The sequence below is a fragment of the Photorhabdus sp. RM96S genome, assembly GCF_042879335.1.
GTDB lineage: Bacteria > Pseudomonadota > Gammaproteobacteria > Enterobacterales > Enterobacteriaceae > Photorhabdus > Photorhabdus kayaii.
On the sequence record NZ_JBHFKT010000014.1, the window covers coordinates 63,931 to 88,604 of the forward strand.

The 24,674-nt window shown below is 43.5% G+C and carries 23 protein-coding genes, 1 pseudogene and 1 riboswitch; of the genes and pseudogenes, 14 read left to right on the plus strand and 10 right to left on the minus strand.

Features of this window, described 5'->3' with window-relative positions; translation table 11 throughout:
* Positions 1-23: 23 nt before the first annotated feature.
* The 4 genes from hldE (at position 24) to ACGF49_RS10535 (ending at position 3,767) form a co-directional block, all read left to right on the plus strand.
* Complete coding sequence (hldE, locus tag ACGF49_RS10520; RefSeq protein WP_113042407.1) at positions 24-1,448, plus strand: bifunctional D-glycero-beta-D-manno-heptose-7-phosphate kinase/D-glycero-beta-D-manno-heptose 1-phosphate adenylyltransferase HldE; 1,425 nt, start codon at positions 24-26, stop codon at positions 1,446-1,448.
* A 601-nt stretch (positions 1,449-2,049) separates the two neighbouring features.
* On the plus strand, positions 2,050-2,721 hold the full coding sequence (locus ACGF49_RS10525; protein ID WP_112878316.1) for a CsgG/HfaB family protein: 672 nt from the start codon (positions 2,050-2,052) through the stop codon (positions 2,719-2,721).
* A 21-nt stretch (positions 2,722-2,742) separates the two neighbouring features.
* On the plus strand, positions 2,743-3,102 hold the full coding sequence (locus tag ACGF49_RS10530) for a DUF4810 domain-containing protein (RefSeq protein WP_113042405.1): 360 nt from the start codon (positions 2,743-2,745) through the stop codon (positions 3,100-3,102).
* On the plus strand, positions 3,099-3,767 hold the full coding sequence (locus ACGF49_RS10535) for a DUF799 domain-containing protein (protein ID WP_113042403.1): 669 nt from the start codon (positions 3,099-3,101) through the stop codon (positions 3,765-3,767). Before ACGF49_RS10530 ends, ACGF49_RS10535 begins: the two co-directional genes overlap by 4 nt.
* A gap of 79 nt (positions 3,768-3,846) precedes the next feature.
* Here the strand turns inward: ACGF49_RS10535 and ACGF49_RS10540 are convergent, their stop codons facing one another.
* On the minus strand, positions 3,847-4,134 hold the full coding sequence (locus ACGF49_RS10540) for an accessory factor UbiK family protein (RefSeq protein ID WP_112895539.1): 288 nt from the start codon (positions 4,132-4,134) through the stop codon (positions 3,847-3,849).
* 135 nt (positions 4,135-4,269) lie between these two features.
* A riboswitch (FMN riboswitch) is annotated at positions 4,270-4,449 on the plus strand.
* A gap of 140 nt (positions 4,450-4,589) precedes the next feature.
* Between ACGF49_RS10540 and ribB the strand changes: the two genes are divergently transcribed.
* Together ribB and ygiD are read left to right on the plus strand one after the other, a co-directional pair.
* Positions 4,590-5,243 carry a 3,4-dihydroxy-2-butanone-4-phosphate synthase gene (gene ribB, locus ACGF49_RS10545; protein ID WP_113042401.1) on the plus strand — a complete coding sequence of 218 codons (654 nt, stop codon included), beginning with the start codon at positions 4,590-4,592 and terminating at the stop codon, positions 5,241-5,243.
* A gap of 194 nt (positions 5,244-5,437) precedes the next feature.
* A complete protein-coding gene (ygiD, locus tag ACGF49_RS10550) occupies positions 5,438-6,223 on the plus strand; it encodes a 4,5-DOPA dioxygenase extradiol (RefSeq protein WP_113042399.1) in 786 nt (261 codons plus the stop codon).
* Between the two features lie 14 nt (positions 6,224-6,237).
* Here the strand turns inward: ygiD and ACGF49_RS10555 are convergent, their stop codons facing one another.
* The 4 genes and pseudogenes from ACGF49_RS10555 to ACGF49_RS10570 all read right to left on the minus strand — a co-directional run bounded on the left by ACGF49_RS10555 (position 6,238) and on the right by ACGF49_RS10570 (position 9,134).
* Positions 6,238-6,486 (minus strand): CopG family ribbon-helix-helix protein, encoded by a 249-nt coding sequence (locus ACGF49_RS10555; protein ID WP_113042397.1) that lies wholly within the window; start codon positions 6,484-6,486, stop codon positions 6,238-6,240.
* A gap of 284 nt (positions 6,487-6,770) precedes the next feature.
* Positions 6,771-7,150 (minus strand): annotated as a pseudogene (gene tssD, locus ACGF49_RS10560) (type VI secretion system tube protein TssD); the annotation flags it as partial.
* Positions 7,151-7,259: 109 nt separating this feature from the next.
* Positions 7,260-8,420, minus strand: a complete 1,161-nt coding sequence (locus tag ACGF49_RS10565; protein WP_113042395.1) for a glutathionylspermidine synthase family protein — start codon at positions 8,418-8,420, stop codon at positions 7,260-7,262.
* 6 nt (positions 8,421-8,426) lie between these two features.
* Positions 8,427-9,134 carry a DUF1190 family protein gene (locus tag ACGF49_RS10570; RefSeq protein ID WP_387490852.1) on the minus strand — a complete coding sequence of 236 codons (708 nt, stop codon included), beginning with the start codon at positions 9,132-9,134 and terminating at the stop codon, positions 8,427-8,429.
* A gap of 721 nt (positions 9,135-9,855) precedes the next feature.
* Here ACGF49_RS10570 and ACGF49_RS10575 point away from each other — a divergent pair.
* Positions 9,856-10,257 carry a DUF2628 domain-containing protein gene (locus tag ACGF49_RS10575; protein WP_271866657.1) on the plus strand — a complete coding sequence of 134 codons (402 nt, stop codon included), beginning with the start codon at positions 9,856-9,858 and terminating at the stop codon, positions 10,255-10,257.
* Between the two features lie 119 nt (positions 10,258-10,376).
* Here the strand turns inward: ACGF49_RS10575 and tolC are convergent, their stop codons facing one another.
* Entirely contained in the window at positions 10,377-11,750 is a 1,374-nt protein-coding gene (gene tolC / locus ACGF49_RS10580; protein ID WP_387490855.1) for an outer membrane channel protein TolC, read from the minus strand.
* Positions 11,751-12,109: 359 nt separating this feature from the next.
* On the opposite strand from tolC, the gene nudF reads away from it, so the two are divergent.
* The 7 genes from nudF (at position 12,110) to ftsP (ending at position 21,275) form a co-directional block, all read left to right on the plus strand.
* Entirely contained in the window at positions 12,110-12,751 is a 642-nt protein-coding gene (gene nudF, locus ACGF49_RS10585) for an ADP-ribose diphosphatase (RefSeq protein ID WP_271866653.1), read from the plus strand.
* Positions 12,752-12,850: 99 nt separating this feature from the next.
* Positions 12,851-13,690: a 3',5'-cyclic-AMP phosphodiesterase gene (gene cpdA / locus ACGF49_RS10590; RefSeq protein ID WP_112896167.1), complete on the plus strand. Its 840-nt coding sequence runs from the start codon at positions 12,851-12,853 to the stop codon at positions 13,688-13,690.
* Between the two features lie 131 nt (positions 13,691-13,821).
* Positions 13,822-14,430 carry an esterase YqiA gene (gene yqiA / locus ACGF49_RS10595; protein WP_113042386.1) on the plus strand — a complete coding sequence of 203 codons (609 nt, stop codon included), beginning with the start codon at positions 13,822-13,824 and terminating at the stop codon, positions 14,428-14,430.
* A 72-nt stretch (positions 14,431-14,502) separates the two neighbouring features.
* Entirely contained in the window at positions 14,503-16,398 is a 1,896-nt protein-coding gene (gene parE / locus ACGF49_RS10600) for a DNA topoisomerase IV subunit B (RefSeq protein WP_113042383.1), read from the plus strand.
* Positions 16,399-16,441: 43 nt separating this feature from the next.
* The gene (gene parC, locus ACGF49_RS10605; RefSeq protein ID WP_113042380.1) at positions 16,442-18,703 is read left to right on the plus strand and encodes a DNA topoisomerase IV subunit A; all 2,262 of its coding nucleotides are present in this window, start codon (positions 16,442-16,444) and stop codon (positions 18,701-18,703) included.
* Between the two features lie 20 nt (positions 18,704-18,723).
* The gene (locus ACGF49_RS10610) at positions 18,724-19,452 is read left to right on the plus strand and encodes a 1-acylglycerol-3-phosphate O-acyltransferase (RefSeq protein ID WP_113042377.1); all 729 of its coding nucleotides are present in this window, start codon (positions 18,724-18,726) and stop codon (positions 19,450-19,452) included.
* A 401-nt stretch (positions 19,453-19,853) separates the two neighbouring features.
* Positions 19,854-21,275 (plus strand): cell division protein FtsP, encoded by a 1,422-nt coding sequence (ftsP, locus tag ACGF49_RS10615; protein ID WP_113042375.1) that lies wholly within the window; start codon positions 19,854-19,856, stop codon positions 21,273-21,275.
* A 134-nt stretch (positions 21,276-21,409) separates the two neighbouring features.
* On the opposite strand, the gene dkgA is transcribed toward ftsP, so the two are convergent.
* The 4 genes from dkgA to ACGF49_RS10635 all read right to left on the minus strand — a co-directional run bounded on the left by dkgA (position 21,410) and on the right by ACGF49_RS10635 (position 24,638).
* The gene (dkgA, locus tag ACGF49_RS10620) at positions 21,410-22,288 is read right to left on the minus strand and encodes a 2,5-didehydrogluconate reductase DkgA (protein WP_262978207.1); all 879 of its coding nucleotides are present in this window, start codon (positions 22,286-22,288) and stop codon (positions 21,410-21,412) included.
* 399 nt (positions 22,289-22,687) lie between these two features.
* The gene (locus tag ACGF49_RS10625; RefSeq protein WP_113042371.1) at positions 22,688-23,359 is read right to left on the minus strand and encodes a DedA family protein; all 672 of its coding nucleotides are present in this window, start codon (positions 23,357-23,359) and stop codon (positions 22,688-22,690) included.
* 361 nt (positions 23,360-23,720) lie between these two features.
* Positions 23,721-24,281 (minus strand): type II toxin-antitoxin system YhaV family toxin, encoded by a 561-nt coding sequence (locus tag ACGF49_RS10630; protein ID WP_228901901.1) that lies wholly within the window; start codon positions 24,279-24,281, stop codon positions 23,721-23,723.
* 6 nt (positions 24,282-24,287) lie between these two features.
* On the minus strand, positions 24,288-24,638 hold the full coding sequence (locus ACGF49_RS10635) for a type II toxin-antitoxin system PrlF family antitoxin (protein ID WP_112878296.1): 351 nt from the start codon (positions 24,636-24,638) through the stop codon (positions 24,288-24,290).
* Positions 24,639-24,674: the final 36 nt, after the last annotated feature.

Below are 24,674 nucleotides of genomic sequence, written 5' to 3' on the forward strand. Positions count from 1 at the left end.
ATATCTAATATTTGGAGCAAGGGATGAAAATAACACTCCCGGATTTTCACTGTGCAGGAGTTTTAGTCGTCGGTGATGTTATGTTAGATCGCTACTGGTATGGGCCGACCAGCCGGATTTCACCGGAAGCGCCGGTGCCTGTTGTAAAAGTCAATACCATTGAGGAGCGTCCGGGAGGCGCAGCTAACGTTGCTATGAATATTGCGGCTCTTGGAGCAAATTCGCATTTAATTGGTTTGACTGGGATTGATGACGCAGCACATGCGCTGAGTGAGAAACTAAGCAGCGTCAAGGTGCGCTGTGACTTTGTTTCTGTCCCAACCCATCCGACAGTGACTAAACTGAGGGTACTTTCCCGTAATCAGCAGTTAATTCGCTTAGATTTTGAAGAAGGTTTCGATAACATCGATGCGCAGCCAATGTTTGAACGCATTGAACAGGCGTTGCCCCATATTGGAGCATTGGTTCTATCTGACTACGCTAAAGGTGCACTGAGTCAAGTTCAGGAAATGATCAAACTGGCAAACGCGGCCAAAGTTCCGGTATTAATCGATCCGAAAGGTAATGATTTTGAGCGTTATCGTGGTGCAACTTTGTTAACGCCAAATCTGTCTGAATTTGAAGCGGTCGTGGGCCACTGCAAGGATGACAATGAGTTGGTTGAGAAGGGTACTCGGCTAGTTAAGGATTTGGATCTTCAGGCATTACTGATCACCCGTTCTGAACAGGGAATGAGTTTGCTGAGTGTTGATCAACCGCCATTACATTTGCCTACGCAGGCGCAGGAAGTGTTTGATGTCACGGGTGCCGGCGATACGGTTATTGGTGTGTTAGCAACGGCGATTGCGGCTGGAAAGCCACTGAATGAAGCTTGTTTTCTGGCGAATGCAGCTGCGGGAGTTGTCGTTGGCAAACTGGGAACGTCGACTGTTTCGCCGATTGAACTGGAGAATGCTATCCGTGGTCGTGCTGAAACGGGTTTTGGTGTGATGACTGAATTTCAGCTTAAACAGGCTGTTGCTGATGCTCGTCAACGTGGTGAAAGGATCGTAATGACTAATGGCTGCTTTGATATTCTGCATGCAGGTCATGTCTCATATCTGGAGAATGCTCGTAGATTGGGTGATCGGTTAATTGTTGCTGTTAACAGTGATGCATCGACTAAACGGCTGAAAGGTGAGAGTCGTCCTGTTAATCCACTAGAACAACGCATGATTGTGTTATCTGCTCTGGGCGCGGTGGATTGGGTTGTGCCGTTTGAAGAGGATACACCACAGCGATTGATTACGGATGTTTTGCCGGATGTATTGGTAAAAGGGGGCGATTATAAATCGGAAGAAATTGCTGGCAGTGAAGAAGTTTGGGCTGCGGGCGGAGAAGTCAAAGTGCTGAACTTTGAAGATGGCATTTCAACAACCAATATCATCAAGGCGATTAAAAATCAGTAAATAATGCTTTAGTTTGTTATTGAAAACAGCTAGAAGATATTACTGCATTGAATGCTGTAGATTATTTATTTGATTATATTATTAGAATGAAAGTCGGGCAGGATATGAAATCTTCCCGGCTATTTTTTATTTAATTTGTGCTTGGTTGAGTGGTATTTCATCATAAATAATATAGATATTTGTAATATCGTGTGCGAGTAATTTAATTAACGATATGATTATCATTAAAATATTTTAATTATAATTTGATTTAGTATAATTTTATTCTCTGGATGATAAGGGATTAATCAGAAGAAGTGTGATGTAACAGATAGTTTTTTATCTTTGTGGCATAAAATGCTGGTCACATAACGCTGGCTTATTCATAATGATTTCTGATGTAAATGATTTTTTAATAAAATATCTTATCTATAACCCAATGGATTTCAAGATGCATCGAGACGGCAAGGGAGTGAATCCCCGGGAGCATAGGTAACTATGTGACCGGGGTGAGCGAGTGCCGCCAACAAAGAGGCAATTTGAAAGATGACGGGTATATAACTTTTATATCTTAAGGTTAGTAGATAAAACGGATAAATTTTTTACGCAGGAATCAGTTCTTATGCAAGGTAAGTTGATTTTATCTTCAATTTGTTTAGCTTCGGCAATATTAGCAGGGTGTACAACTGAATCTTCTAATACCGTCCAGGTACAAAAAGTTAATTCTTATAATACGGTATATCAAGGTGTTCGTAGTCCAATTGCGATCGGTAAGTTTGAAAACCGTTCCAGCTATCAAAATGGCATTTTCTCCGACGGAATTGATCGTCTTGGTAACCAATCTAAAACGATTTTAGTCTCGCACTTACAGCAGACTGGACGCTTTACGGTGCTGGAACGTACTAATATGGCGGAACTGAAAGCAGAAGCGGGTCTACAAGGTAAATCGCAGAAGTTGAAAGGTGCTGCTTACGTTATTACCGGTGATGTAACTGAATTTGGCCGCAAGGAAGTGGGTGATCATCAGTTATGGGGGCTGTTAGGGCGTGGTAAATCGCAGGTGGCTTATTCTAAAGTCATGCTGAATGTGGTGAATGTAGAAACTTCCGAAGTGGTTTTCTCTGTAGCAGGGGCTGGGGAGTATAAATTATCCAACCGTGAAATTATCGGCTTTGGTGGCACTGCCAGCTATGATTCCACACTGAATGGTAAGGTATTGGATTTGGCTATTCGTGAAGCAGTAAACCGTCTGGTTGAAAGTATTGAAACCGGTGCATGGAAGCCATCTAATTAAGAAACATAGGGATATATATTCATGATGTTAATGAAAAAAGCGGGCTTATTGCTGGCAGCTATGACCTTAGCGGGTTGCGTCACGCAGCCAAAAACAATTTATGAGTGGGATAAATACCAACCTACAATTTATCAATATTATCAGCAGGATAAGATAGGGCTTGAAGAGCAGTTACAGGCTTTGCAGCAGGTAATTGAAAGAGCGAAAGCGAAAGATAAACCTGTACCGCCTGGGCTGCATGCACAGATGGGTCTGCTTTATAGCAAAACAGGTCGTGTTTCAGAAGCATTCCATCAGTTTGAAATAGAGAAAAAATTATTTCCTGAGTCAGCGCCATTTATGGACTTTTTATTAAGTAAAAATAAAGGAACTATGCAATGAACCGTATTCTCGTCGCATTAAGTTTATTAGCGGCATTTGTGCTGACAGGATGTAGTAAATCTGTCCCTTATGATTACACTGCATTTAGAGAAAGCAAACCCAAATCCATTCTGGTTCTGCCCGCGGTAAACAAATCTCTGGAAGTTAAAGCAGGGCACAGCCTGATTTCTCATGTGACATATCCATTGGCAGAATCCGGCTATTACGTTTTTCCGGTTGCTGTTGTGGAAGAGACATTTCAGCAAAATGGTGTGACAGCGGCACAGGATGTTCAGAATATCAGTTACAAAAAATTGCATGATATTTTTGGTGCAGATTCAGCGCTCTATTTGGATATTGAAGAATATGGTACTCAATATCAGATTATTAATAGCGATACTCGTGTAACGGCTTCAGCAAGGTTGGTGGATTTGCGTAGTGGCAAGCAACTGTGGCATGGTTGGACAACTGCTTCATCGACTGAAGATCAAAATAGTTCTAATAGTCTTGTTGGCATGTTGGTATCTGCCGTAGTTTCACAGATAGCTAATACCATTATGGATAGAGGTCATGAAATTGCCGGCATTACAAGTAACCGCTTACTGACAGCCGGTGGTAGTCGTAGTTTGCTTTATGGCCCACGTTCTGAGCATTACGGCAAAGAACAGCATTTAATTTCTAATTAAGTGTGGGTGTGGTGATGAGCAGATATGATATCTGCTCATTATCGCGGTTATTTTTATGTAAGGTAATAAAAGGTAATAATTATTCTTCTTTTGCCGTGTTATCAGCAGATGGAACATACTTATTTTCAAACTTCGCTTCTAGTTCATTTAAACGCTGCTCCATCGCGGTCAATTTTTCACGAGTACGTAACAGAACCTGAGTTTGGATATCAAATTCTTCACGATTCACTAAGTCAAGCTTGCCAAGTTGGGATTGCAAAATCATCCGTAATTTTTTCTCTACATCACCACCAAACTCTTTAACCCCCTTTGGCAAAGAATCTTGGATCTGGCGGGCAATTTGTTCAATTTTTTTTGGATCGAGCATGATGCATCCTTTTTATGACATAAATAATTCCTGAATAGTGTAATACCAGATAGTAAAACCACAAACCATTGTGAGCTAGGTTTCACATTTGATTTTGTCGATTGCCGCCGACAAATATTAGCGTTATAGTTCACTGGTTTATCTCAGGGCGGGGTGAAAGTCCCCACCGGCGGTAAACATCAGTCTATCTTTTTGGTGGCATGATGAAGCCCGCGAGCGCTCCGTTTGTGGTTATCTTTTATGATAAAACGGAGGTCAGCAGATCCAGTGTAATTCTGGAGCCGACGGTGATAGTCCGGATGGGAGAGAATAACGGCATCTGTCGGGCTCTGTGCTCGTCTGTTGTTCCGGCTATGGCATTTAATATTGTGTTACGAAATATTATGTCATAGCGAGAACTCCTCAAGACCGCCCTGATTCTGGTAATCCATAAATTTTAATGAGGTTTCTTTACCATGAATCAGACGCTACTTTCTGAATATGGCACATCATCAGAACGTGTTGAACACGCCATTAACGCTTTGCGTGATGGAAGAGGGGTGATGGTGCTGGATAATGAAGATCGTGAAAATGAAGGTGATATTATCTTTGCGGCCGAAACAATGACTGTAGAGCAAATGGCACTGACTATCCGTCATGGCAGTGGTATTGTCTGCTTATGTCTGACAGAAGAGCGCCGCCAGCAATTACAATTGCCCATGATGGTAGAAAATAACTCTAGTTCGTTCCAGACTGCATTCACTGTAACCATTGAGGCCGCTCAAGGGGTGACGACGGGGGTTTCTGCGGCTGACCGCATCACGACCATTCGTGCAGCGATTGCAGATAATGCCAAACCCAGTGATTTGAACCGTCCGGGACATGTTTTTCCACTGCGCGCTCAACCTGGTGGCGTGTTGGTTCGTCAAGGGCATACTGAGGCAACAATTGATTTAGTCAGTTTGGCCGGTTTTAAACCCGTAGGTGTATTGTGCGAATTAACCAATAATGACGGTTCAATGGCGCGTACCCCGGAGGTAGTGCAATTTGCGAAACTACATAATATGCCGGTAGTCACTATTGAGGATCTGGTGATTTATCGCCAGGCAATAGAGCAGAAAGCAAGCTGAAACCTAATTGTTTAATAACTGGATGAAATATCAGTTATAACCTACACGTTCTCTAAAGTCACAGTTTACGCAAGCTGTGACTTTTCAGTTTTTTTGAAAAACTCCATCACCGTTAGCCCACTGTTTTGCTTATCTGAAAGGCGTAACCTGTCTGCAAGTATTAAAATTACCTATATTTGGCGTGAGAGGTCATTATGAATATTTCCAGAATGCCGGCACTGTTTATTGGTCATGGCAGTCCAATGAATGTACTGGGAGAAAATCGCTATATCAATGTGTGGCGTGAACTTGGTGAAAGACTGCCTGTACCCAGAGCGATTCTGGCGATTTCTGCTCATTGGTATACCAATGGCACAGCAGTAACCGCCATGAGTCAACCGAGGACTATTCATGATTTTCGTGGTTTTCCACAGGAATTGTATGAAATTCAGTATCCGGCTAAGGGCTCGCCTGAATTGGCCGCTTTAGTGCAAGAGATGCTGGAACCTGTGGAAGTTTATGCCGATCATCATCAGTGGGGATTGGATCACGGGACTTGGGGCATTCTGATTAAGATGTATCCTCAGGCCAATATTCCAGTGATTCAACTGAGTATAGATGATGCCAAGCCAGCGACGTATCACTATGAATTAGGGAAAAAGCTGGCTGTTTTACGAGATGAAGGTGTTTTAATCCTGGGGAGTGGTAATGTGGTACACAATCTTAGTACCATGAAACGGCAGGAACCTGATGCTGACCCGTATCCTTGGGCAGAAACATTTAACCGTTATGTGCGTGATAACCTTACCAGTTATGAGCAACCTTATCCTTTGATTCATGCACTGGACAGAGAAGATGGCCTATTATCGAACCCATCTCCTGAACACTTTTTACCGTTGCTGTATATCATGGGAACGTGGGATAGAAAAGAAACGGTTTCCATTCCTGTAGATGGTATTGAGTCTGGTTCGCTAAGTATGTTGTCTGTGCAGGTTGGTTAAATTGAACGTTCTGATTATGATGTTTTCAGCTTGAATGCAAAATTAATAACATCTGAATGATTCACAATACGACCTGTATCGACATCCGCGAGGCCAGCCAAAATCATTTGGTGGCGATGTTCACGTTCCTCAATCATTGAGGTAAGAGCCTCTTTAATGATCCACGATTTTGAGCGGTCTAACTCTTTGGCTAAATCGTTTATAGCTGTAGCTAGTTTGATAGGTATCTGTGCGGTAATCGTCTGTTTTGCTGATATGGACATAAGAGCTCCCAATAAAAACCAATAATAGTTATTGAACACTATAGCATCAATAACGGTCAGATTCTTTATTTTTTAAGGCTTGATAGCTTACCGGTGATACAGGGATTTGTGTGAAAATGCATTGATGTTTCATCACCAAAAATTTCATTGGTTCAATTATCTTTGTGTTATATACCCTATGGATTTCGAGATGCATCGCGGCGGCAAGGGAGTGAATCCCCGGGAGCATAGATAACTATGTGACCGGGGTGAGCGAGTGCAGCCAACAAAGAGGCAACTTGAAAGATGACGGGTATAGATTCATTTTCTGATATTGCTATGCCTAATAGCGGAGATGATTTGTCTATAGGTTTAGTAATTGAGATAGGTGTGTGATTAACATTTTGTTCTCTACTAATATCATGGTCGAATGAATAAACATAAATTTCATTTTCATGACCTGTTTGATATTTATACCCTATGGATTTCAAGATGCATCGCGACGGCAAGGGAACGAATCCCTGGGAGCATAGGTAACTATGTGACCGGGGTGAGCGAGCGCAGCCAACAAAGAGGCAACTTGAAAGATGACGGGTATATTACCTATGGAATCATAGGTAGAACAACCACTGGATATAAGCCCTTGTTTTTTGCCTGTGATAGTTAAATATATTGTGTTCGCCATAGTATTTACCTTTATTATAAATTTATAAGGGTACAAAGTTTCTTCACTGGATGTTTAAGGGAGGAGTTTGGGGTATTTAACTCTGTTCCTCATTCCTCCCTATTGGGAATTAATCCAAAATAATATGTGGATAGAAGCGAGATAAATCCTGAGTTATGAGTTCACTGTCTTCCCGCAAACCAATACCGCAAGGCTGATCATTTACCAGCCAGCTACCAATTAGCGTATAATTGTCACCGAATTTTGGTAGTGTATGAAATTGCTGAACGATCATACCTTCTTTACCGTAAGGGCCATCAACACTGGCAATTTCCTTGCCCTTTTCAATAATACGGATATTAGCCCCTTCCCGTGAGAACAGCGGCTTAATAACATAGCTATCCATTGCCGGATAATTATCATCGGCAAAATAAGCGGGTAGCAGGTTTGGATGATTTGGAAACATCTTCCACAACATCGGTAGCAATGCTTTGTTGGAGATAATACTTTTCCAAGCGGGCTCTAACCAACGAACGCCAGCATCTTCCAATTTGGTCGCGAAAATTTCACGGAACATCAATTCCCAAGGGTAGAGTTTGAACAGATTGCTGATCACTTGGTCTTTTAGATCTGTAAATTGTCCTTTCTCTCCCAAACCGATATCTTCAATAAATAAGAACTCGGTTGGAACACCGGCTTCCAGCGCACAATCTTGTAAGTATTGAACAGTACCGCGATCTTCTTCGGTATCCTGACAGCAGGCCATGTGCAGTAAGCCAAAGCCATGTTCATCACGCAACTGAGCAAAGCGTTCAATCAATTGCTCTTGCATGCTGTTGAATTGATCGGCATGTGCTGGCAGTAACCCGGCGTTCATCTGATCTTCTAACCAGATCCATTGGAAAAAAGCGGACTCATACAGCGAAGTTGGTGTATCAGCATTATTTTCCAACAATTTTGCCGGGCTTTTACCATCGTAAACCAAATCCAAACGGGAATAGAGTGATGGCTGGCTGGTAATCCAAGAGCTACGAACAAAATCCCAACAATGTTTTGGGATCTGAAATTTAGTCAGTAATTCTTCACTATCGACAACTTTCTCGACTACCTGCAAACACATTTGGTGTAGTTCTGCGGTGGTAGCTTCGATTTCTTCAATTTGAGCAAGAGAAAACTGGTAATAAGCCTCTTCACACCAGTATGGTTCACCATGCATGGTGTGAAAATTAAAGCCATATTCTATCGCTTTTTCACGCCAGTCCGGGCGTTCAGTAATAGCAATACGTTTCATCCGTGGTTAGCCTCCCATTGAACGAGATGTGGAGCCGGAAGAGGCGCTGCTGCGTTGCATGGCTGACTGTTTTGCAACAGAGTCACCGAAGCCGCCACGGGTAATGGTTGTGGTTGTTGCTGGTTTTGGTGCCATAGCCGTTTTAGGCACTGTCATGGAACGACCACCTGCGGTTGCCTGGCCATAGCTTTTACCCGACGCATCAACGAATTGACCATTTGCCGGGCTGGTGGCGGATTTGGAGCTAAACAGAGGTTGTGATGGCGCTGAACCGCCCCCCATTAGACGCCCCATCATATAACCTGCCATCAGCGGCATCCAGAAGCTACCGCTTTGCTGCTGCTGTGCCTGTGCTTCGCCATTGGTGGCGGTATTGGAAGCAGTGGCGCCAAGGCCAGCTTGTGCCGGGGCCTGAGTACATTGCGCTTCGCCAAATTCAGCAATGCAGTCTTCTTTGGTGGCATATTTAGGCGCGGTTTTTTCCGCTTCTTTCAACGCATTGTTGTAAGCAGTCGTACACTGCGCGCTTTGTGATGGATTGGCTTGAGAACATTCATCTGCATTCATGTAAAGAGAGACAGTTTCATCACTCTTTTCACAGGCAGATAACATGAAAACCGCACTGACAGCTATCGCCACAGGTGCAAGGCGATAGTTACGCCAAGCCTTACGGAATGTGTCGTGGTTAATATCTTTGGTCCGTTTTATTGTCATCGTCGTATACCCAGATTTTATACCCGTTATCTTTCAAGTTGCCTCTTTGTTGGCTGCACTCGCTCACCCCGGTCACATAGTTACCTATGCTCCCGGGGATTCACTCCCTTGCCGTCGCGATGCATCTTGAAATCCATAGGGTATAGATGTCTATGATTCTTTATGAAATAGCTTTAAGGATAGGGGAAATATGAACAAAATTAAAGCATAAAACTTACTGCCTATCTCAATAGGGCTATTTTATTTGCCCTTCTTTGCCATAAAGAGCGAACCTGGGCAGTGCTCAAAATCCTCACGTACTACGTGTACGCTCCGGTTTTTCCGCGCTGTCCGTGTTCAAACTGCCTGCAACAATTACGCCTATTGAGATAGGCTCTTAGGATTGCCAGCCTAATTTTTTGCCTGGCTGAAAAGGCGGCGGGATATTGATTGTCTGGTATTTTTGTTTAATCTGGTTTTAATGTTGTGAAATAGATATGTGAATTTAAAAAATGGGTGCTGTTATTGATATTTTATGATACTAATCCTGCCCCTGTAACTTATGGTAATTTAAGGGTAATTAAACGAGTAAGATTATTATGTAAGTGAATCTACTAATTGCATTATTCTCGGTAATAATTCCAATGGGTGATGTTAGGAATATAATCTTAAATTAATAACGGATCGTTATTATATTATTGGTGTTGTATTTTTTTTATTTTAATTAAGGAAATTAAGTCGTATGGAAAAGAGTCATTATTCAGAAAGATGGCAGACGCGTTTTGCATTCTTTGAACGCAATGGTGCTCCTAAAGCGCCTGAGTACAAAGCTGCTATGAAAGCAGAACCCTTTATGCGTCGTATCTTGTTAAATATGAATTTTATCGCTTTCTTCTTTGGTTTTATTTACTTTTTTGTTTTAGGTTTATGGCGGAAGAACCTGACTTTATTTGGAATCGCTGTTGTAGTAATGATTATATTGGGAGTTATTGAAGATGCTCTGAGTATTGATATTTCTCCTGCTGTCGGAATGGGGATTAAATTTGCATTTTCAGCAATATGGGGTACTACTGCTAACTATGCCTACTATTTGAAAGAGAAGGTAAATAGTCAGAGTTGGAATCCATTTGAAGGATTTTTTTAATTTATATATTTTTTTTAAGAAAAATAGCGGCTTTTTTTTCGGCGCCTAAATTCAGTTGGTAAGAAATAAAACAGCCCGCTTTATGGCGGGCCGTTAATTAGTGAAAGTGAAGAACTGAATCAGTTACGAGCAGATGTTGCTGGTGCTGCTGTTTCTTGAACAATGCTGTTAGCGGAAGTTGAGAGCTGTTTACCTAGAGAATTATTCAGAGCAACTAAATCCTTCTCATTTAGCGTACCCAGTGCATGCTGAATATTTAGCTGATTAATCAGATAATCATAGCGAGCATTGGATAGCTTTTGTTTGGCATCGTACAACTTGGTAGTGGCATTCAGTACATCAACAATGGTGCGTGTACCAACTTGATAACCCGCTTCCATTGCGTCGAGTGAGCTTTGCGCAGAAACAACAAGCTGTTTATAGGCGTCGATACTGCTGATGGAAGCAGAGATGTTGTTAAAGGAAGAACGGACAGTCTGTACAACATTGCGGTAGGTGCTCTCTAATTGTTCGCTGGCGCTGACAAAACCATATTGTGCCTGTTCAACGCGGGAACTGGTGGCACCGCCGCTATAAATTGGCAGACTAAGCGTCAGGCCAACGCTGTTTTCACCGCTATAGTTGTTTGATCTGCCTGGTGCATGATTCTGGCTGTTTGAAACATTGGTAGAAGCGCCTAAATTGATAGTTGGCATATGCCCTGTTTGAGCCGCTTTGATTTGTTCACGAGCCAGATCCTGACCTAAACGGGCAGATAGTAGACCTAAATTACGTTTCTCTGCCTTTTTTAGCAGAATATCCACTGCTTCTGGTTTTTGTGTTTTGAAATGATCAATATTCAGCGAGGCTAGCCGAGGGTAATAAATACCGGTTACTTGACGCAGAGCTTCCAGTGCATTGTCCAGATCATTACGGCGGGCAACTTCCTGAGCGAGTACGTCATCGTAGTTAGCACGAGCGTTCTGGACATCAGTAATTGCAACCAGACCGACATTAAAACGTTGAGTCGTTTGATCCAACTGGCGGTAAATGGCCGCTTTCTGAGCTTCAATGTAGGAGAGTGTATCAATGGTACGCAATACTTTGAAATAAGCTGTTGCACTATCCAAGATCAGTTTTTGTTCACTGCTTTGATAGGTAACATCAGCAATACCTGCCGTTTTTTCTTCTAAGTTCAATAGGCGCCATTTAGACATATCAAAAATGGTTTGAGTCAAACCAAGCTTTGCATTCAATATATTGCTTTCTGTGTCACGTTGATCGCGGTAACCACTGTTATAGGAGTATCCAGTATTTAATTCCAACTGAGGTAATAATGGGCTACGGGATTCATTAATTTTTTCAAAAGCTTTATTACGTTCAGCTATTGATTTACGTAGTTCAGGGTTACTCTCTTTTGCTTGCTTATAAACTTGCAAAAGATCTTCAGCCTGACCCATTGAACTCAATCCCGTCAGGCTCATAGCGATAAAAATGGAGAGCAGTTTCTTCATTGTAATTCCTTGATTGCACAGCTATTTTACTCGTTGTCTATCCCATTAGGCTATTTTATTTGCCATGTTTTGTGATAAAGAGTGAATGCTTCAGGTGCTGCGCACAGTCTGAGTTCACTGTTCATTTACAAAAACGACCTGCACCAATTACGCTTATTGGGATAGACTCTTACGTTGCCTTGGTGAAAAACGAAATGTTACTGATTCTAGCAGAGTATGCTATCAGCGAAAGGTAGCCGTTTGTGCCATATTGCCTTAATTTAGCTTAACTTTACACCATCAAAGAGTGAATTTTTTAACTCTGCTTGATTAATATCATCTTAGTGGCTAGCAAGTAAGGAACTATTTAGGAGAATTTTATGCATAAGAAGCCGTTAATGCCAGTCATGTTGGATCAGCAGGATATAGAAATTATCGCGAAAAAAAGTTTGTACAATGGATTCTTTAAGCTGACAAATTACCGTTTCCGTCATCGTCTGTTTGCCGGTGGTTGGAGTGAAGAGGTTAGCCGTGAAGTTTTTGAGCGGGGCCATGCCGGTGCATTGTTGCCTTATGATCCACATCGTGATGAGGTTGTATTGATAGAGCAGATACGTATTCCGGCAATAGAGACGAAAGCAACGCCGTGGTTACTGGAAATTGTTGCCGGTATGATTGAAGAGGGCGAAGATGTGGAACAGGTGGTGCGCCGCGAAACGATGGAAGAGGCAGGAATCGAAGTTAAACGTTGCAAACCCGTGTTGAGTTATCTCTCCAGTCCCGGAGGAACAACGGAACGTATCTCTGTGATGGTGGGGGAAGTGGATGCGACGACAGCTACCGGTATTCATGGATTATCTGGTGAACATGAAGATATTCGGGTGCATGTCGTCAGTCGTGAACAAGCTTATCGTTGGATGGAAGAGGGAATTATTGATAATGCTGCTTCAGTTATTGCGATACAATGGCTGGCATTACACCATGAAAAGTTAAAAAAAGAATGGAATTCAGATGATTCCTAATTTTTAACCGAGAAAAGGGAAGTGTGTGCCAGTCAGCAGATCTCTTGCGTTAAAACGAGTTATGATGCTCGTCGATGACTTATAGGACAAGGAAACCATTTGGAAAGCCAGTTTGAACTGCCTGTGGTAGAGGGAACCACAGCCAAAATATTGCAAATAACAGATACGCATCTTTTTGCCAGCAAAGAAGATACTTTATTGGGTATCAATACTTATCGCAGTTACCAAGCGGTGCTGGATGCCATCCTTAAACAAAATGCTGATATTGGTTTAATCGTAGCGACAGGTGATTTGGTGCAGGATCAGTCGTTGGAAGCTTATCGACATTTTGCTGATGGCATTGCTCGTTTACCGGCACCTTGTGTCTGGTTGCCCGGCAATCATGATTACCAGCCTGCGATGGTGGATGCTTTGGCGGCGGCTGGCGTTTCTCCGTCGAAACAGATTTTAGTCGGTAAGCACTGGCAACTTTTGATGCTTGATAGTCAGGTGCAGGGCGTGCCCCACGGGGAGTTGTCGGAATATCAGCTTGAATGGATGAAAAAGTGCCTGGATAGGTACCCTGAACGTTACGCGGTGATCTTGCTTCATCATCATCCATTACCTTCAGGTTGTACTTGGCTGGATCAGCATAGTTTGCGTAATTCACATATTCTGGCCCAGTATCTGCAAAGTTATTCACGGGTTAAGGCGATGCTTTGTGGGCATATACATCAAGAGATGGATCTGGATTGGAATGGCATCCGTATGATGGCGACACCATCAACATGTTTGCAATTCAAACCACATTGTACCAATTTTATGCTTGATACTGTTGCTCCGGGATGGCGTTATCTCGAATTGTCTGTTGCCGATAATGGCGAATTTGGTCTGACAACCCAGGTCTATAGATTGGCAAGTAATGAGTTCTGCCCTGATTTAGATTCGGATGGATATTAGGTTGTGTTTGTCTCCTTGTATTGCTGTGTTACTCTCTGCTTATTGGATTTGCCAAGCCTCACCATCTGTGGCATGTCGCACAGGAGCATAGTGGCCGGTGGTATTTATGCACAATTGAGGGGCACGGTCTGATGTCAACGTTACTCTATTTGCACGGTTTTAATAGTTCTCCGCAGTCTGCAAAAGCCAATGCCTTAAAAGCGTGGCTGTATCAGCATCATCCTGAAATTGACATGCTGGTGCCTCAGTTACCCCCTTATCCTGAAGAAGCGGCTGAGTTGCTAGAAAATCTGGTGATGGAGCATGCCGGGGATGATTTGGGTATCGTTGGTTCTTCTCTCGGTGGTTATTTGGCGATATGGCTTTCACAATGTTTCAGCTTGCCCGCTGTGGTCGTCAATCCAGCCGTGCGTCCGTTTGAATTACTGCGGGATTATCTTGGGGAAAATATTAACCCCTATACTAACCAACGATATACGTTGGAATCGCGCCATATTCATGATCTCAAAAGCATGCGGATTGAACCATTGGAGTCACCGGATCTTATCTGGTTATTGCAACAAACCGGAGATGAGGTGCTGGATTACCGCCAAGCGGTTGCTTATCTGGTATTATGTAAGCAAACTATTGAATCTGGTGGTAATCATTCTTTTATCGGATTTGAACACTATTTCCCACAAATCATCAACTTTCTTGGGCTTTCTAGTGATGGCGAGAAAAAACTTGCCAAAAATGTTTGAACGACTGGTATTATCAACAGTATACAAAACTGATTAGCCCTTTAATCAAGAAGCAACCAACAGAATTACAACATGACTCAATCTAGTTACAACGCAGATGCCATTGAAGTTCTCAGTGGTCTGGAACCGGTTCGCCGTCGTCCGGGAATGTACACTGATACAACGCGTCCGAACCATTTGGCACAGGAAGTGATCGATAACAGCGTGGATGAAGCTTTGGCCGGTCACGCTAAACATATTGAAGTGATCCTTCATAGCGATCAGTCACTGGAGGTCATTGATGATGGCCGCGGCATGCCGGTTGATATTCATCCAGAAGAAGGCGTTTCAGCGGTTGAGTTGATCCTGAGCCGCTTACATGCCGGTGGTAAATTTTCGAATAAAAACTATCAGTTTTCTGGCGGTCTCCACGGTGTGGGGATCTCGGTGGTTAACGCTTTGTCCAAGCGGATTGAAGTCACTGTTCGCCGCGACAGTCAGATTTATCAGATTGCTTTTGAGAATGGCGATAAAGTGCAGGAACTGACAGTAATCGGAAGTTGTGGTAAACGCAACACCGGTACCAGTGTTCACTTTTGGCCTGATGAAAGTTTCTTTGATAGCCCTCGTTTCTCCGTTTCCCGCTTGGCCCATTTGCTGAAAGCGAAAGCCGTTTTATGTCCGGGAGTGAAAATTGTTTTTAAAGATAAGATCAACGATACCGAACAGAAATGGTGTTATGCCGATGGTCTAACCGACTATTTAATGGCTGCGGTTAATGGCCTGACAACATTGCCGGCAGCGCCTTTTGTCGGTACTTTCAGTGGTGCAACCGAAGCGGTTGACTGGGCGTTACTCTGGTTGCCGGAAGGGGGAGAGCTACTGACTGAAAGTTATGTCAACCTCATCCCGACGATGCAGGGGGGAACACATGTAAACGGGTTGCGTCAGGGATTACTGGATGCGATGCGTGAATTTTGCGAATTCCGCAATATTCTGCCGCGTGGTGTGAAGCTTTCTGCTGATGATATTTGGGATCGCTGTGCTTATGTTCTGTCGGTAAAAATGCAGGACCCGCAATTTGCGGGTCAGACGAAAGAACGCCTCTCTTCGCGCCAATCGGCCGCTTTTGTTTCTGGTGTTGTCAAAGATGCTTTCAGCTTATGGTTAAACCAGAACGTTCAGGAAGCAGAGCAGTTGGCTGAACTGGCGATCGCTAGTGCACAACGTAGAATGCGTGCAGCGAAAAAGGTTGTGCGTAAAAAACTGACCAGTGGCCCGGCATTACCGGGAAAACTGGCTGACTGCACATCACAGGATCTCAATTTTACCGAACTGTTTCTGGTAGAAGGAGATTCTGCGGGGGGATCGGCAAAACAGGCGCGTGACCGTGAATATCAAGCCATTATGCCGCTGAAAGGGAAGATTCTGAATACTTGGGAAGTTTCTTCAGACGAAGTGCTGGCATCACAGGAAGTCCATGATATCTCTGTCGCGATTGGTATCGACCCGGATAGCCACGATCTCAGTCAGTTACGTTATGGCAAAATCTGTATTCTGGCAGACGCAGACTCAGATGGTTTGCATATTGCGACGCTATTGTGTGCCCTGTTTGTCCGCCATTTCCCAACATTGGTTAAGAACGGCCATGTTTATATGGCAATGCCGCCTCTATATCGTATTGATCTAGGTAAAGAAGTGTATTACGCACTGGATGAAGAGGAAAAAAGTGCGGTGTTGGATCGTCTAAGCCGCAAACGGGGTAAGCCTAACGTACAGCGCTTTAAAGGATTGGGTGAGATGAATCCCATGCAACTGCGTGAAACAACGTTAGACCCGAATACCCGTCGTCTGGTGCAGTTGACTATCGATGATGAAAACTACCAGGAAACCTTCTCTATAATGGATATGCTTCTGGCGAAGAAGCGTTCCGAAGATCGCCGTAACTGGCTGCAAGAGAAGGGCGATACGGTAGACATTGAAGTGTAACACCCACAGGGATAGTCAAAAAAGATTCTGAGGAAATTAGCGAATGAGTGAGATAACTCATGATGGCGTGGAGCGTCAGCCGCTCCACTCATTTACTGAAAACGCCTACCTGAACTACTCCATGTACGTCATCATGGATAGGGCGTTGCCTTTTATCGGTGACGGTTTAAAACCGGTTCAGCGCCGTATTGTTTATGCCATGTCAGAACTGGGGTTGAACAATACCGCCAAATTTAAGAAATCCGCTCGTACCGTGGGTGATGTACTGGGTAAATACCATCCACATGGTGATGGCGCCTGTTATGAAGCTATGGTGTTAATGGCGCAGCCATTTTCTTACCGCTATCCTTTAGTGGATGGGCAAGGGAACTGGGGCGCGCCGGATGATCCCAAATCTTTCGCCGCAATGCGTTATACCGAGTCTCGCCTGTCCAAATATGCCGAGTTACTGTTGACTGAGTTAGGGCACGGCACAGTTGATTGGGTGCCAAACTTTGACGGTACGTTGCAGGAACCGAAAATGCTACCGGCGCGTTTGCCAAATATTTTGTTGAATGGCACCACCGGTATTGCGGTGGGGATGGCGACAGATATTCCGCCCCATAACGCGCGTGAAGTGGCGAATGCACTAATCACGCTGCTGGATAAGCCGCAGAGTTCCCTTGATGATCTGATGGAACACGTTAAAGGTCCTGATTATCCGACTGAAGCGGAGATCATCACTTCTCACGAAGATATCCGTAAGATTTATAAAAATGGCCGTGGTTCGGTACGGATGCGAGCTGTTTGGTCAAAAGAAGATGGCAATGTCGTAATCACTGCGCTGCCGCATCAGGTTTCTGGTGCCAAAGTGTTGGAACAGATCGCTAACCAAATGCGGGCTAAAAAGCTGCCTATGGTTGATGACTTACGAGATGAATCTGATCATGAAAATCCAACTCGTCTGGTTATTGTCCCTCGTACAAACCGGGTTGATTTGGAGCAGGTGATGAATCATCTGTTTGCCACTACAGATTTGGAAAAGAGTTATCGTGTCAACCTGAATATGATCGGATTGGATAATCGTCCGACCGTGAAAGGGCTGGTTGAGATCCTCTCTGAATGGTTGGTATTCCGCCGGGAAACAGTTCGTAAGCGTCTGAACCATCGTTTGGAAAAAGTCCTTAAGCGCCTGCATGTGCTGGAAGGCTTACTGATCGCATTTCTCAATATTGATGAAGTCATTCACATTATCCGTAGTGAAGATGAGCCAAAACCGGTATTAATGTCACGTTTTGGTTTAAGTGAGACGCAAACGGAAGCCATTCTTGAGCTGAAATTACGCCACTTAGCGAAACTGGAAGAGGTAAAAATCCGTGGCGAACAGAATGAGCTGGCAAAAGAGCGCGATAAGTTACAGGCGATTTTGGGTTCTGAGCGCAAACTGAATACGCTGTTGAAGAAAGAGATCATGGCTGATGCGGCCACTTATGGTGATGAGCGTCGCTCTCCAATGAGAGAACGTGATGAAGCCAAAGCGATGAGTGAGCATGACATCACACCTTCTGAGCCGGTGACAATCGTATTGTCCGAGATGGGTTGGGTTCGTAGTGCGAAAGGCCACGATATCGATCCGGCTGGGCTGAATTACAAAGCAGGTGATAGTTTCCGTGGTGCGGCTCGTGGTAAGAGCAATCAGCCGGTTGTTTTTATTGATACAACAGGTCGCAGTTACTCGCTTGATTCGCGGGATTTACCTTCTGCCAGAGGGCAGGGGGAACCACTAACGGGTAAATTGACTTTACCCGCGGGGGCAACGGTAGAGCATGTACTGATGGCGCCGGATGAGCAGAAGTTTCTGATGGTCTCTGATGCTGGTTATGGCTTTATCTGTACTTTTAGTGATTTGGTTGCTAAAAATCGAGCAGGTAAGGCACTGATTACATTGCCGGAAAATGCTCGCGTCATGACGCCGCTGGAAATAAATAACCCGCAGGATGATATGCTATTGGCAATTACCAGCGCAGGCCGGATGTTAATGTTCCCGGTTGCAGATTTGCCGCAACTTTCTAAAGGGAAAGGGAATAAGATAATTTCTGTTCAGTCAGCCGCAGAAAATGACCTGTTGAGTTGGTTATTGATACTACCGCCACAATCGTCTATTACACTTTACTTTGGAAAGCGTAAATTGACGCTGCGTCCTGAAGATCTTCAGAAATTCCGTGCAGAACGTGGTCGTAAGGGAACACCTCTGCCTCGTGGGTTGCAGCGTATTGAACGGGTTCAGGTTGAGACCCCACCTTCTGCTACTAACGTAATTAAATAATGGGATTATAAGAGGCGGCTATGTTAGCAATTATTCGCGGCATTATTGTTATTCTGTTTTCGATTGTAGTGTGTGTCTCTGGCGCTATTTACTGTTTATTCAGACCACGTCACCCTGACCATGTTATGGTGTTTGGTAATATGTTTGGTCGGTTGTCAAAAATATTTGGCGTCAAAATTATTGAACGTATTCCTGCTGAAGCCAGGCATTATGGTCCGAGTATCTACATTGGCAACCACCAAAACAACTATGACATGATAACTATGTCCAATGCGGTTCAGCCGGGCACAGTGACAGTCGGTAAAAAAACGTTGGTGCTGATCCCATTTTTTGGTCAGCTTTATTGGTTGGCTGGCAATATTCTGATTGATCGTGCTAACCGCGCCAAAGCACATGGCACGATTACCCAAGTTGTGGAGCAGATTAAAAATCGTCGTCTTTCTGTTTGGATGTTTCCGGAAGGGACACGTAGTCGTGGTCGTGGTTTATTGCCGTTTAAAACTGGCGCTTTTCATGCTGCGATCTCTGCGGGAGTGCCGATTGTCCCGGTCTGCGTTTCTTCCATCACTAATGGACGTATTAAGCTGAATCGTTGGAATAATGGTTCCGTCATTGTTGAAATGTTGCCTCCCATTGATACTTCTGGCTATACCAAAGAGCAGGTGCGTGAGTTGGCAGAATATTGTCATAAGGTGATGAAAGCTAAAATAGATGCATTGGATGAAGAATTGGCTGCAATGGAGAAATAGGGTAAGTACTCATAATCGGTTATTTGAGGCCACTCTATAATAAAATGCGGGCCTGACAAAGGCGATAGCTTTTAAGCGTACTTTAATCCTCACATATTTAGTATATGTGAGGATTTTTGTTCGTTGTCTATGACCACAATTTATTATTAGTTTGAAATGACATGTACTGACGCTGACCGAGAGAGATTCGTGTAATGCATTCAGATAGTTTAATTCCCTCCATATTCGCGTTATGATGAGCGCTTGATAAATAATGTTTTTGTTAAGCGCAATCAAAAGGATAATAAGCTTTAATAACTTCAATAATGAGTTATTCGCTTCCGGGGTGAATGATTGCAGTGTCTCAACTATTTTTGAGACATATAGACCCGGAATTTAATTAGGTTTGTCGCGGAGAAAATATGTCATTTAGTCGGCGCCAATTTATTCAGGTATCAGGCTTGGCGATGTGTATCGGAGCCGCTCCTCTATTGGTTCGAGCCAGCAAAAATCAGCAGACTGCTTTGCCGGTTCCTCCTTTATTGGAATCCCGTGGTGGGCAGCCGTTATTTCTGACTTTACAAAAAGCGCATTGGACTTTTGATGGACAATATAAAACCAGTGTATGGGGAATTAATGGTCAATACCTTGGTCCGACTGTACGGGTTCATAAAAACGATGATGTCAAACTGATATACAGTAATCGGTTAGCGGAGCCGGTTTCGATGACTGTCAGCGGATTACAATTACCGGGTACGTTGACCGGTGGGGTTGCCCGTCAGATTTCTCCGGGGTCTGGCTGGTCGCCAGTGTTGCCTATTCGTCAGCAGGCGGCAACTTGCTGGTATCATGCCAATACACCTAATCGGATGGCACCACATGTTTATAAAGGTTTGGCTGGTATGTGGTTGGTAGAAGATGAAATCAGCCGCCATTTGCCGTTGCCGAAACACTATGGTGTTAATGATTTCCCGGTTATTCTTCAAGATAAACGGTTGGATAACTTTGGAGTTCCTGAGTATCAGCCGGCCTCTGATAGTGGATTTATCGGTAATACTCTGTTAGTTAATGGCGTACAGAATCCTTTTATTGAGGTATCTCGTGGCTGGATCCGTTTACGTTTACTCAATGCATCCAATGCCCGCCGATATCAGTTACAGATTGGTGATGGCCGTCCTTTCTATATGATAGGCACTGATTTGGGGCTGTTACCTGCTCCGATAGCCGTTCAGCAACTCTCCCTTGCGCCAGGAGAACGGCGTGAGGTATTAATTGATATGTCCAAAGAGGATGAAGTTGTTGTTACCGCAGGTGAATCAGCCGGGGTACTTGATAAGTTACGTGGGTTGTTTGAATCCTCTACCGTGTTGATTTCCAGCACTGTTCTGACCATTAAAGCAACCGGTTTATTATCTCTGGTGACAGATAATCTCCCATCTCGTCTGGTTGATGATGTTACACCAGTTTCCAATGCAATCCGTAACCGGGAAATTTATCTTGATGATAATACGCCTGGAATAAACGGTGCGTTATGGGATATGAATCGGGTGGATATTACTAGCCAGCAAGGAACGTGGGAGCGTTGGATCGTAAATGCCTCTGCTCCACAACCATTCCATATTGAAGGTGTGCAGTTTAAGGTGATTAATCACAACGGTGAGGCCCCTCAACCGCAAGATTATGGTTGGAAGGATACAGTTTGGGTTGATGGGCGGGTGGAGTTGCTGGTTTATATGAACCAGCCCTCTTATGAACACTTCCCATTCCTCTATTACAGTCAGATTCTGGAAATGGCCGATCACGGCTCTGTTGGGCAGTTAGTGACTATACCGGCCAATCAATAATGGAAAAAACCAGATGAGTGATAATCGGTAGAACCATGAAAATAGCTCAGCAAAATTGGGGCGCGGCATTGATGCCGCGCACGTTTTAATTCTGTTTTGCCCACTATCACCCTATCAATTTTATCAGCCGTTTTTCAGCACTGATTATTAGCATTATTTTGCTCAAGAAGCTGAATGAATTCACTGAAATCAACGAATATTTCAGGGGTTGGTCCCAGACGTTTACCTATATCTAGCGTAGTCATCGCGGTCAAATCTTCTTTTTCTAGTTTGAAGTCGAACACATCAAAGTTCTCTTTAATTCTCGATAACGTGGTTGATTTTGGGATCACAATCATGCCGTTATCAATGTGCCAGCGGATAACAACCTGCGCGGGTGTTTTGCCATACTTTTGTGACAGATGTTGAACCAGTTGATTATCAAATACGTTTTCACCACCTTGTGCCAGCGGGCTCCAGGATTCGGTAACGATATTATGTGTGGCATGCCAGGCATGAAGCTGACGTTGTTGTAACAGCGGGTGCAACTCAATCTGATTAATGACGGGATGAACGCCGGTTTCATTTATCAGTCGCTGGATATGTTCAGGTTGGAAGTTAGAAACACCGATACTGCGAATAAGCCCCTCTTTCTGTAATTCAATCAATTGTTGCCAGGCACCGACGTATTGATCTTGCGGTGGTGCAGGCCAGTGAATGAGGTAAAGGTCAACATAATCCAGTTGCAACTTTTCCAGACTTTCTGCCAAGGCAGCACGGGCATCAAGGTGTTTGTCATTCCACAATTTAGTTGTAACAAAGATATCTTCACGGGGGATATCTGTTTCTTGTAACGCGTTGCCTACGCCTGTCTCATTGTTGTAGATAGCGGCGGTATCAATTGCCCGATAACCGATATCCAGTGCAGCATGGATTGTTTCTGCTATCTGCTGGTCATCGGCGGCCCATGATCCAAGCCCCAATTGTGGCATGTGATTCCCATCAGCAAGTCTGATAATAGGTTGATTATCCATTACTAACTCCTATAAAAAGATAGACTTAAAATATCAGTTAAAATTATGGCGATTGATATTAAGTTGATATTAAGCGTAATTGAAGGAAGTAATACAATTGGCGTGATCTAAGCCATGTATTGTGATCAGTCCATGGCCAAACACATGAATTAACCGGTTTGGTGGCGCATCGATACCAACAATATCACTTAGTGCTGAGCCCTTAGCCTATACCCGTTATCTTTCAAGTTGCCTCTTTGTTGGCTGCGCTCCCTCACCCCGGTCACATAGTTACCTATGCTCCCGGGGATTCGCTCCCTTGCCGTCGCGATGCATCTTGAAATCCATAGGGTATATATAATATTGGTACATTAAGTTAAGGATAAAAACCCTGCTGCTGTTTGTAAACCATGATGACTTTTATTTACGTTTTATCGCCGATATTTTCTTGTGGCGCCAGTACATTAACAGAGAGGCGCTTAAACCACTTAACAACAGCACTATGGGTAAAATTATCAAAATATTCATCACCAAATCTTGGTGATTTTTAATAAACGGGATCTGATTGAGGAGATAACCAAAACCGACCACGATGACAACCCATAGCAAGCCACTCAACCAGTTAAAAACTTGAAAGCGTTTACTGTTAAGACCGGATATACCAGCCAATGTTGGTAACAGAGTGCGGACAAAAGCCAAAAAACGGCCAATCAGTAACGCGGCCAAACCATGTTTGAAAAACAGCTCGTTAGCTCGTTGGCGATACTGAATAGGAAGTTGTGCCAGCCAATCTTTAACCCGTTTGGTATCACCAAGCCATAACCCTTGAAGATAGCCGAGCCAGCAACCGATACTTGCCGCCGCTGTTAATATAAAAACGGTTGGGATAAAACTCATGACTCCCTTGGCAACTAATGCACCGGTAAGGATTAACAGAGTATCACCAGGCAGAAAAGCGGCAGGTAATAAGCCATTTTCCAGAACCAGTGTCACGAATAGAATGCCATAAATAATCCAGAGAACATCGGGGTTGGCAAGTTTAGAAAAGTCATGCTGCCATAATGCCTGCATGATTTCGTTTAGTACTTCCATTGCTTATCCTGTAACTGTTATACCCGTTATCTTTCAAGTTGCCTCTTTGTTGGCTGCACTCACTCACTCTGGTCACATCGTGATCTATGCTCCCAGGGATTCGCTCCCTTGCCGTCGCGATGCATCTTGAAATCCATAGGGTATATAAAATAAATTTATTTCATCTGTATATATAAAGTCAGTTTACAGTAAAAGCTTTGGCATGGCTTGGCTTTATCCCTTATAAGGGAAAATTAATGGCTGATACTAATGAATCAATTGGGGCACATAACCATCAAATAAAAGTTAAAAAAATAGAAAAGGAGCGATTCATCGCAACCTTTTCAAAGTACATTTTAAGGCTCGCTCATCAAAATCGATGTTAAATTTCATCTAGATTAATTCTGATCTGCTTTGCTGGATTTTTGGTACGCTCACGAACCACATCCAGAATATCCTCATCATTAATAAATTCAGTTAAATGTGGTGAATCAATAGACTCTTTTAAAAGAGAATTCCAATCGTCCGGTGGATGTCCAACGTTAAGCATTTCACCAAATACTTTGTAAGCGTCATGCTTATCACCATATGCTCTTTTTGTTCTCTCGTCATTTACCCAGCCAAAGATAATAATTTTACTTTCGGCGTGGAAACGGAAAAAAAGGCGATATTGTTGGAAAAATTTTGCTCTGAACCAGTGTTTTCTTTTTCCACCCAATGTGTCACCTAAACGAAAGGCTATATTAGCTGGGTCATTGGGAATAATTTCAGTAACGAGTTTTATGATTGCAGCCAGGCGTTTTGTATCATTTTTTTTCAAGTAGTCATTTGGATATTTTTGCTGAAGTTGTACTACCTTATCTATTGCTTGTTTTAATTGTTCTATAAAGCATGGATGAGCAAAAAGAGCCCATCCGTTTATTACACACACTCGATCATACATAGTTCTTTACTCATCGTCAGCAGATAATGGGTTGTTCAGATCTATGTCTATTCCAGCGATAAGTGACTTCGCCCGGTTAATGAGTTGTTCATCTAATTGTTGTACTTGTTCAGGATATTTCTGAATGTCTTTTGCCAGAAAGTTCAGAAATGATTCCATGACAAGATCTTTTTCTTCTTCACTATTTTTACGACTGATAAGTACATCACCGGAAGATAAAATCTTATATGCGATACTGTCATGACCTGGTTTTAGCTTAAGCGCTTTACGAACAGATGTTGGGATGGTTGTCTGGCTGCGACGGGTAAGTTTGGATTCTGCACCAACCTCGAACTCAACACTTGGTAATGCGTGCATATTTCTACCTCGTTATGCTGATTTGAGAATCTGTTC

What these genes read in the sequence shown, in the direction of transcription:
- ACGF49_RS10630 (WP_228901901.1), bottom strand. Translation starts at nt 24,281, where the DNA reads ATGTATGATCGAGTGTGTGTAATAAACGGATGGGCTCTTTTTGCTCAT.
- ftsP (WP_113042375.1), top strand. Translation starts at nt 19,854, where the DNA reads ATGTCATTTAGTCGGCGCCAATTTATTCAGGTATCAGGCTTGGCGATG.
- ACGF49_RS10575 (WP_271866657.1), top strand. Translation starts at nt 9,856, where the DNA reads ATGGAAAAGAGTCATTATTCAGAAAGATGGCAGACGCGTTTTGCATTC.
- ACGF49_RS10610 (WP_113042377.1), top strand. Translation starts at nt 18,724, where the DNA reads ATGTTAGCAATTATTCGCGGCATTATTGTTATTCTGTTTTCGATTGTA.
- parC (WP_113042380.1), top strand. Translation starts at nt 16,442, where the DNA reads ATGAGTGAGATAACTCATGATGGCGTGGAGCGTCAGCCGCTCCACTCA.
- ACGF49_RS10635 (WP_112878296.1), bottom strand. Translation starts at nt 24,638, where the DNA reads ATGCACGCATTACCAAGTGTTGAGTTCGAGGTTGGTGCAGAATCCAAA.
- hldE (WP_113042407.1), top strand. Translation starts at nt 24, where the DNA reads ATGAAAATAACACTCCCGGATTTTCACTGTGCAGGAGTTTTAGTCGTC.
- ribB (WP_113042401.1), top strand. Translation starts at nt 4,590, where the DNA reads ATGAATCAGACGCTACTTTCTGAATATGGCACATCATCAGAACGTGTT.
- nudF (WP_271866653.1), top strand. Translation starts at nt 12,110, where the DNA reads ATGCATAAGAAGCCGTTAATGCCAGTCATGTTGGATCAGCAGGATATA.
- ACGF49_RS10530 (WP_113042405.1), top strand. Translation starts at nt 2,743, where the DNA reads ATGATGTTAATGAAAAAAGCGGGCTTATTGCTGGCAGCTATGACCTTA.
- yqiA (WP_113042386.1), top strand. Translation starts at nt 13,822, where the DNA reads ATGTCAACGTTACTCTATTTGCACGGTTTTAATAGTTCTCCGCAGTCT.
- ACGF49_RS10570 (WP_387490852.1), bottom strand. Translation starts at nt 9,134, where the DNA reads ATGACAATAAAACGGACCAAAGATATTAACCACGACACATTCCGTAAG.
- ACGF49_RS10540 (WP_112895539.1), bottom strand. Translation starts at nt 4,134, where the DNA reads ATGCTCGATCCAAAAAAAATTGAACAAATTGCCCGCCAGATCCAAGAT.
- dkgA (WP_262978207.1), bottom strand. Translation starts at nt 22,288, where the DNA reads ATGGATAATCAACCTATTATCAGACTTGCTGATGGGAATCACATGCCA.
- ACGF49_RS10525 (WP_112878316.1), top strand. Translation starts at nt 2,050, where the DNA reads ATGCAAGGTAAGTTGATTTTATCTTCAATTTGTTTAGCTTCGGCAATA.
- tolC (WP_387490855.1), bottom strand. Translation starts at nt 11,750, where the DNA reads ATGAAGAAACTGCTCTCCATTTTTATCGCTATGAGCCTGACGGGATTG.
- ACGF49_RS10535 (WP_113042403.1), top strand. Translation starts at nt 3,099, where the DNA reads ATGAACCGTATTCTCGTCGCATTAAGTTTATTAGCGGCATTTGTGCTG.
- ACGF49_RS10625 (WP_113042371.1), bottom strand. Translation starts at nt 23,359, where the DNA reads ATGGAAGTACTAAACGAAATCATGCAGGCATTATGGCAGCATGACTTT.
- ygiD (WP_113042399.1), top strand. Translation starts at nt 5,438, where the DNA reads ATGAATATTTCCAGAATGCCGGCACTGTTTATTGGTCATGGCAGTCCA.
- parE (WP_113042383.1), top strand. Translation starts at nt 14,503, where the DNA reads ATGACTCAATCTAGTTACAACGCAGATGCCATTGAAGTTCTCAGTGGT.
- ACGF49_RS10555 (WP_113042397.1), bottom strand. Translation starts at nt 6,486, where the DNA reads ATGTCCATATCAGCAAAACAGACGATTACCGCACAGATACCTATCAAA.
- ACGF49_RS10565 (WP_113042395.1), bottom strand. Translation starts at nt 8,420, where the DNA reads ATGAAACGTATTGCTATTACTGAACGCCCGGACTGGCGTGAAAAAGCG.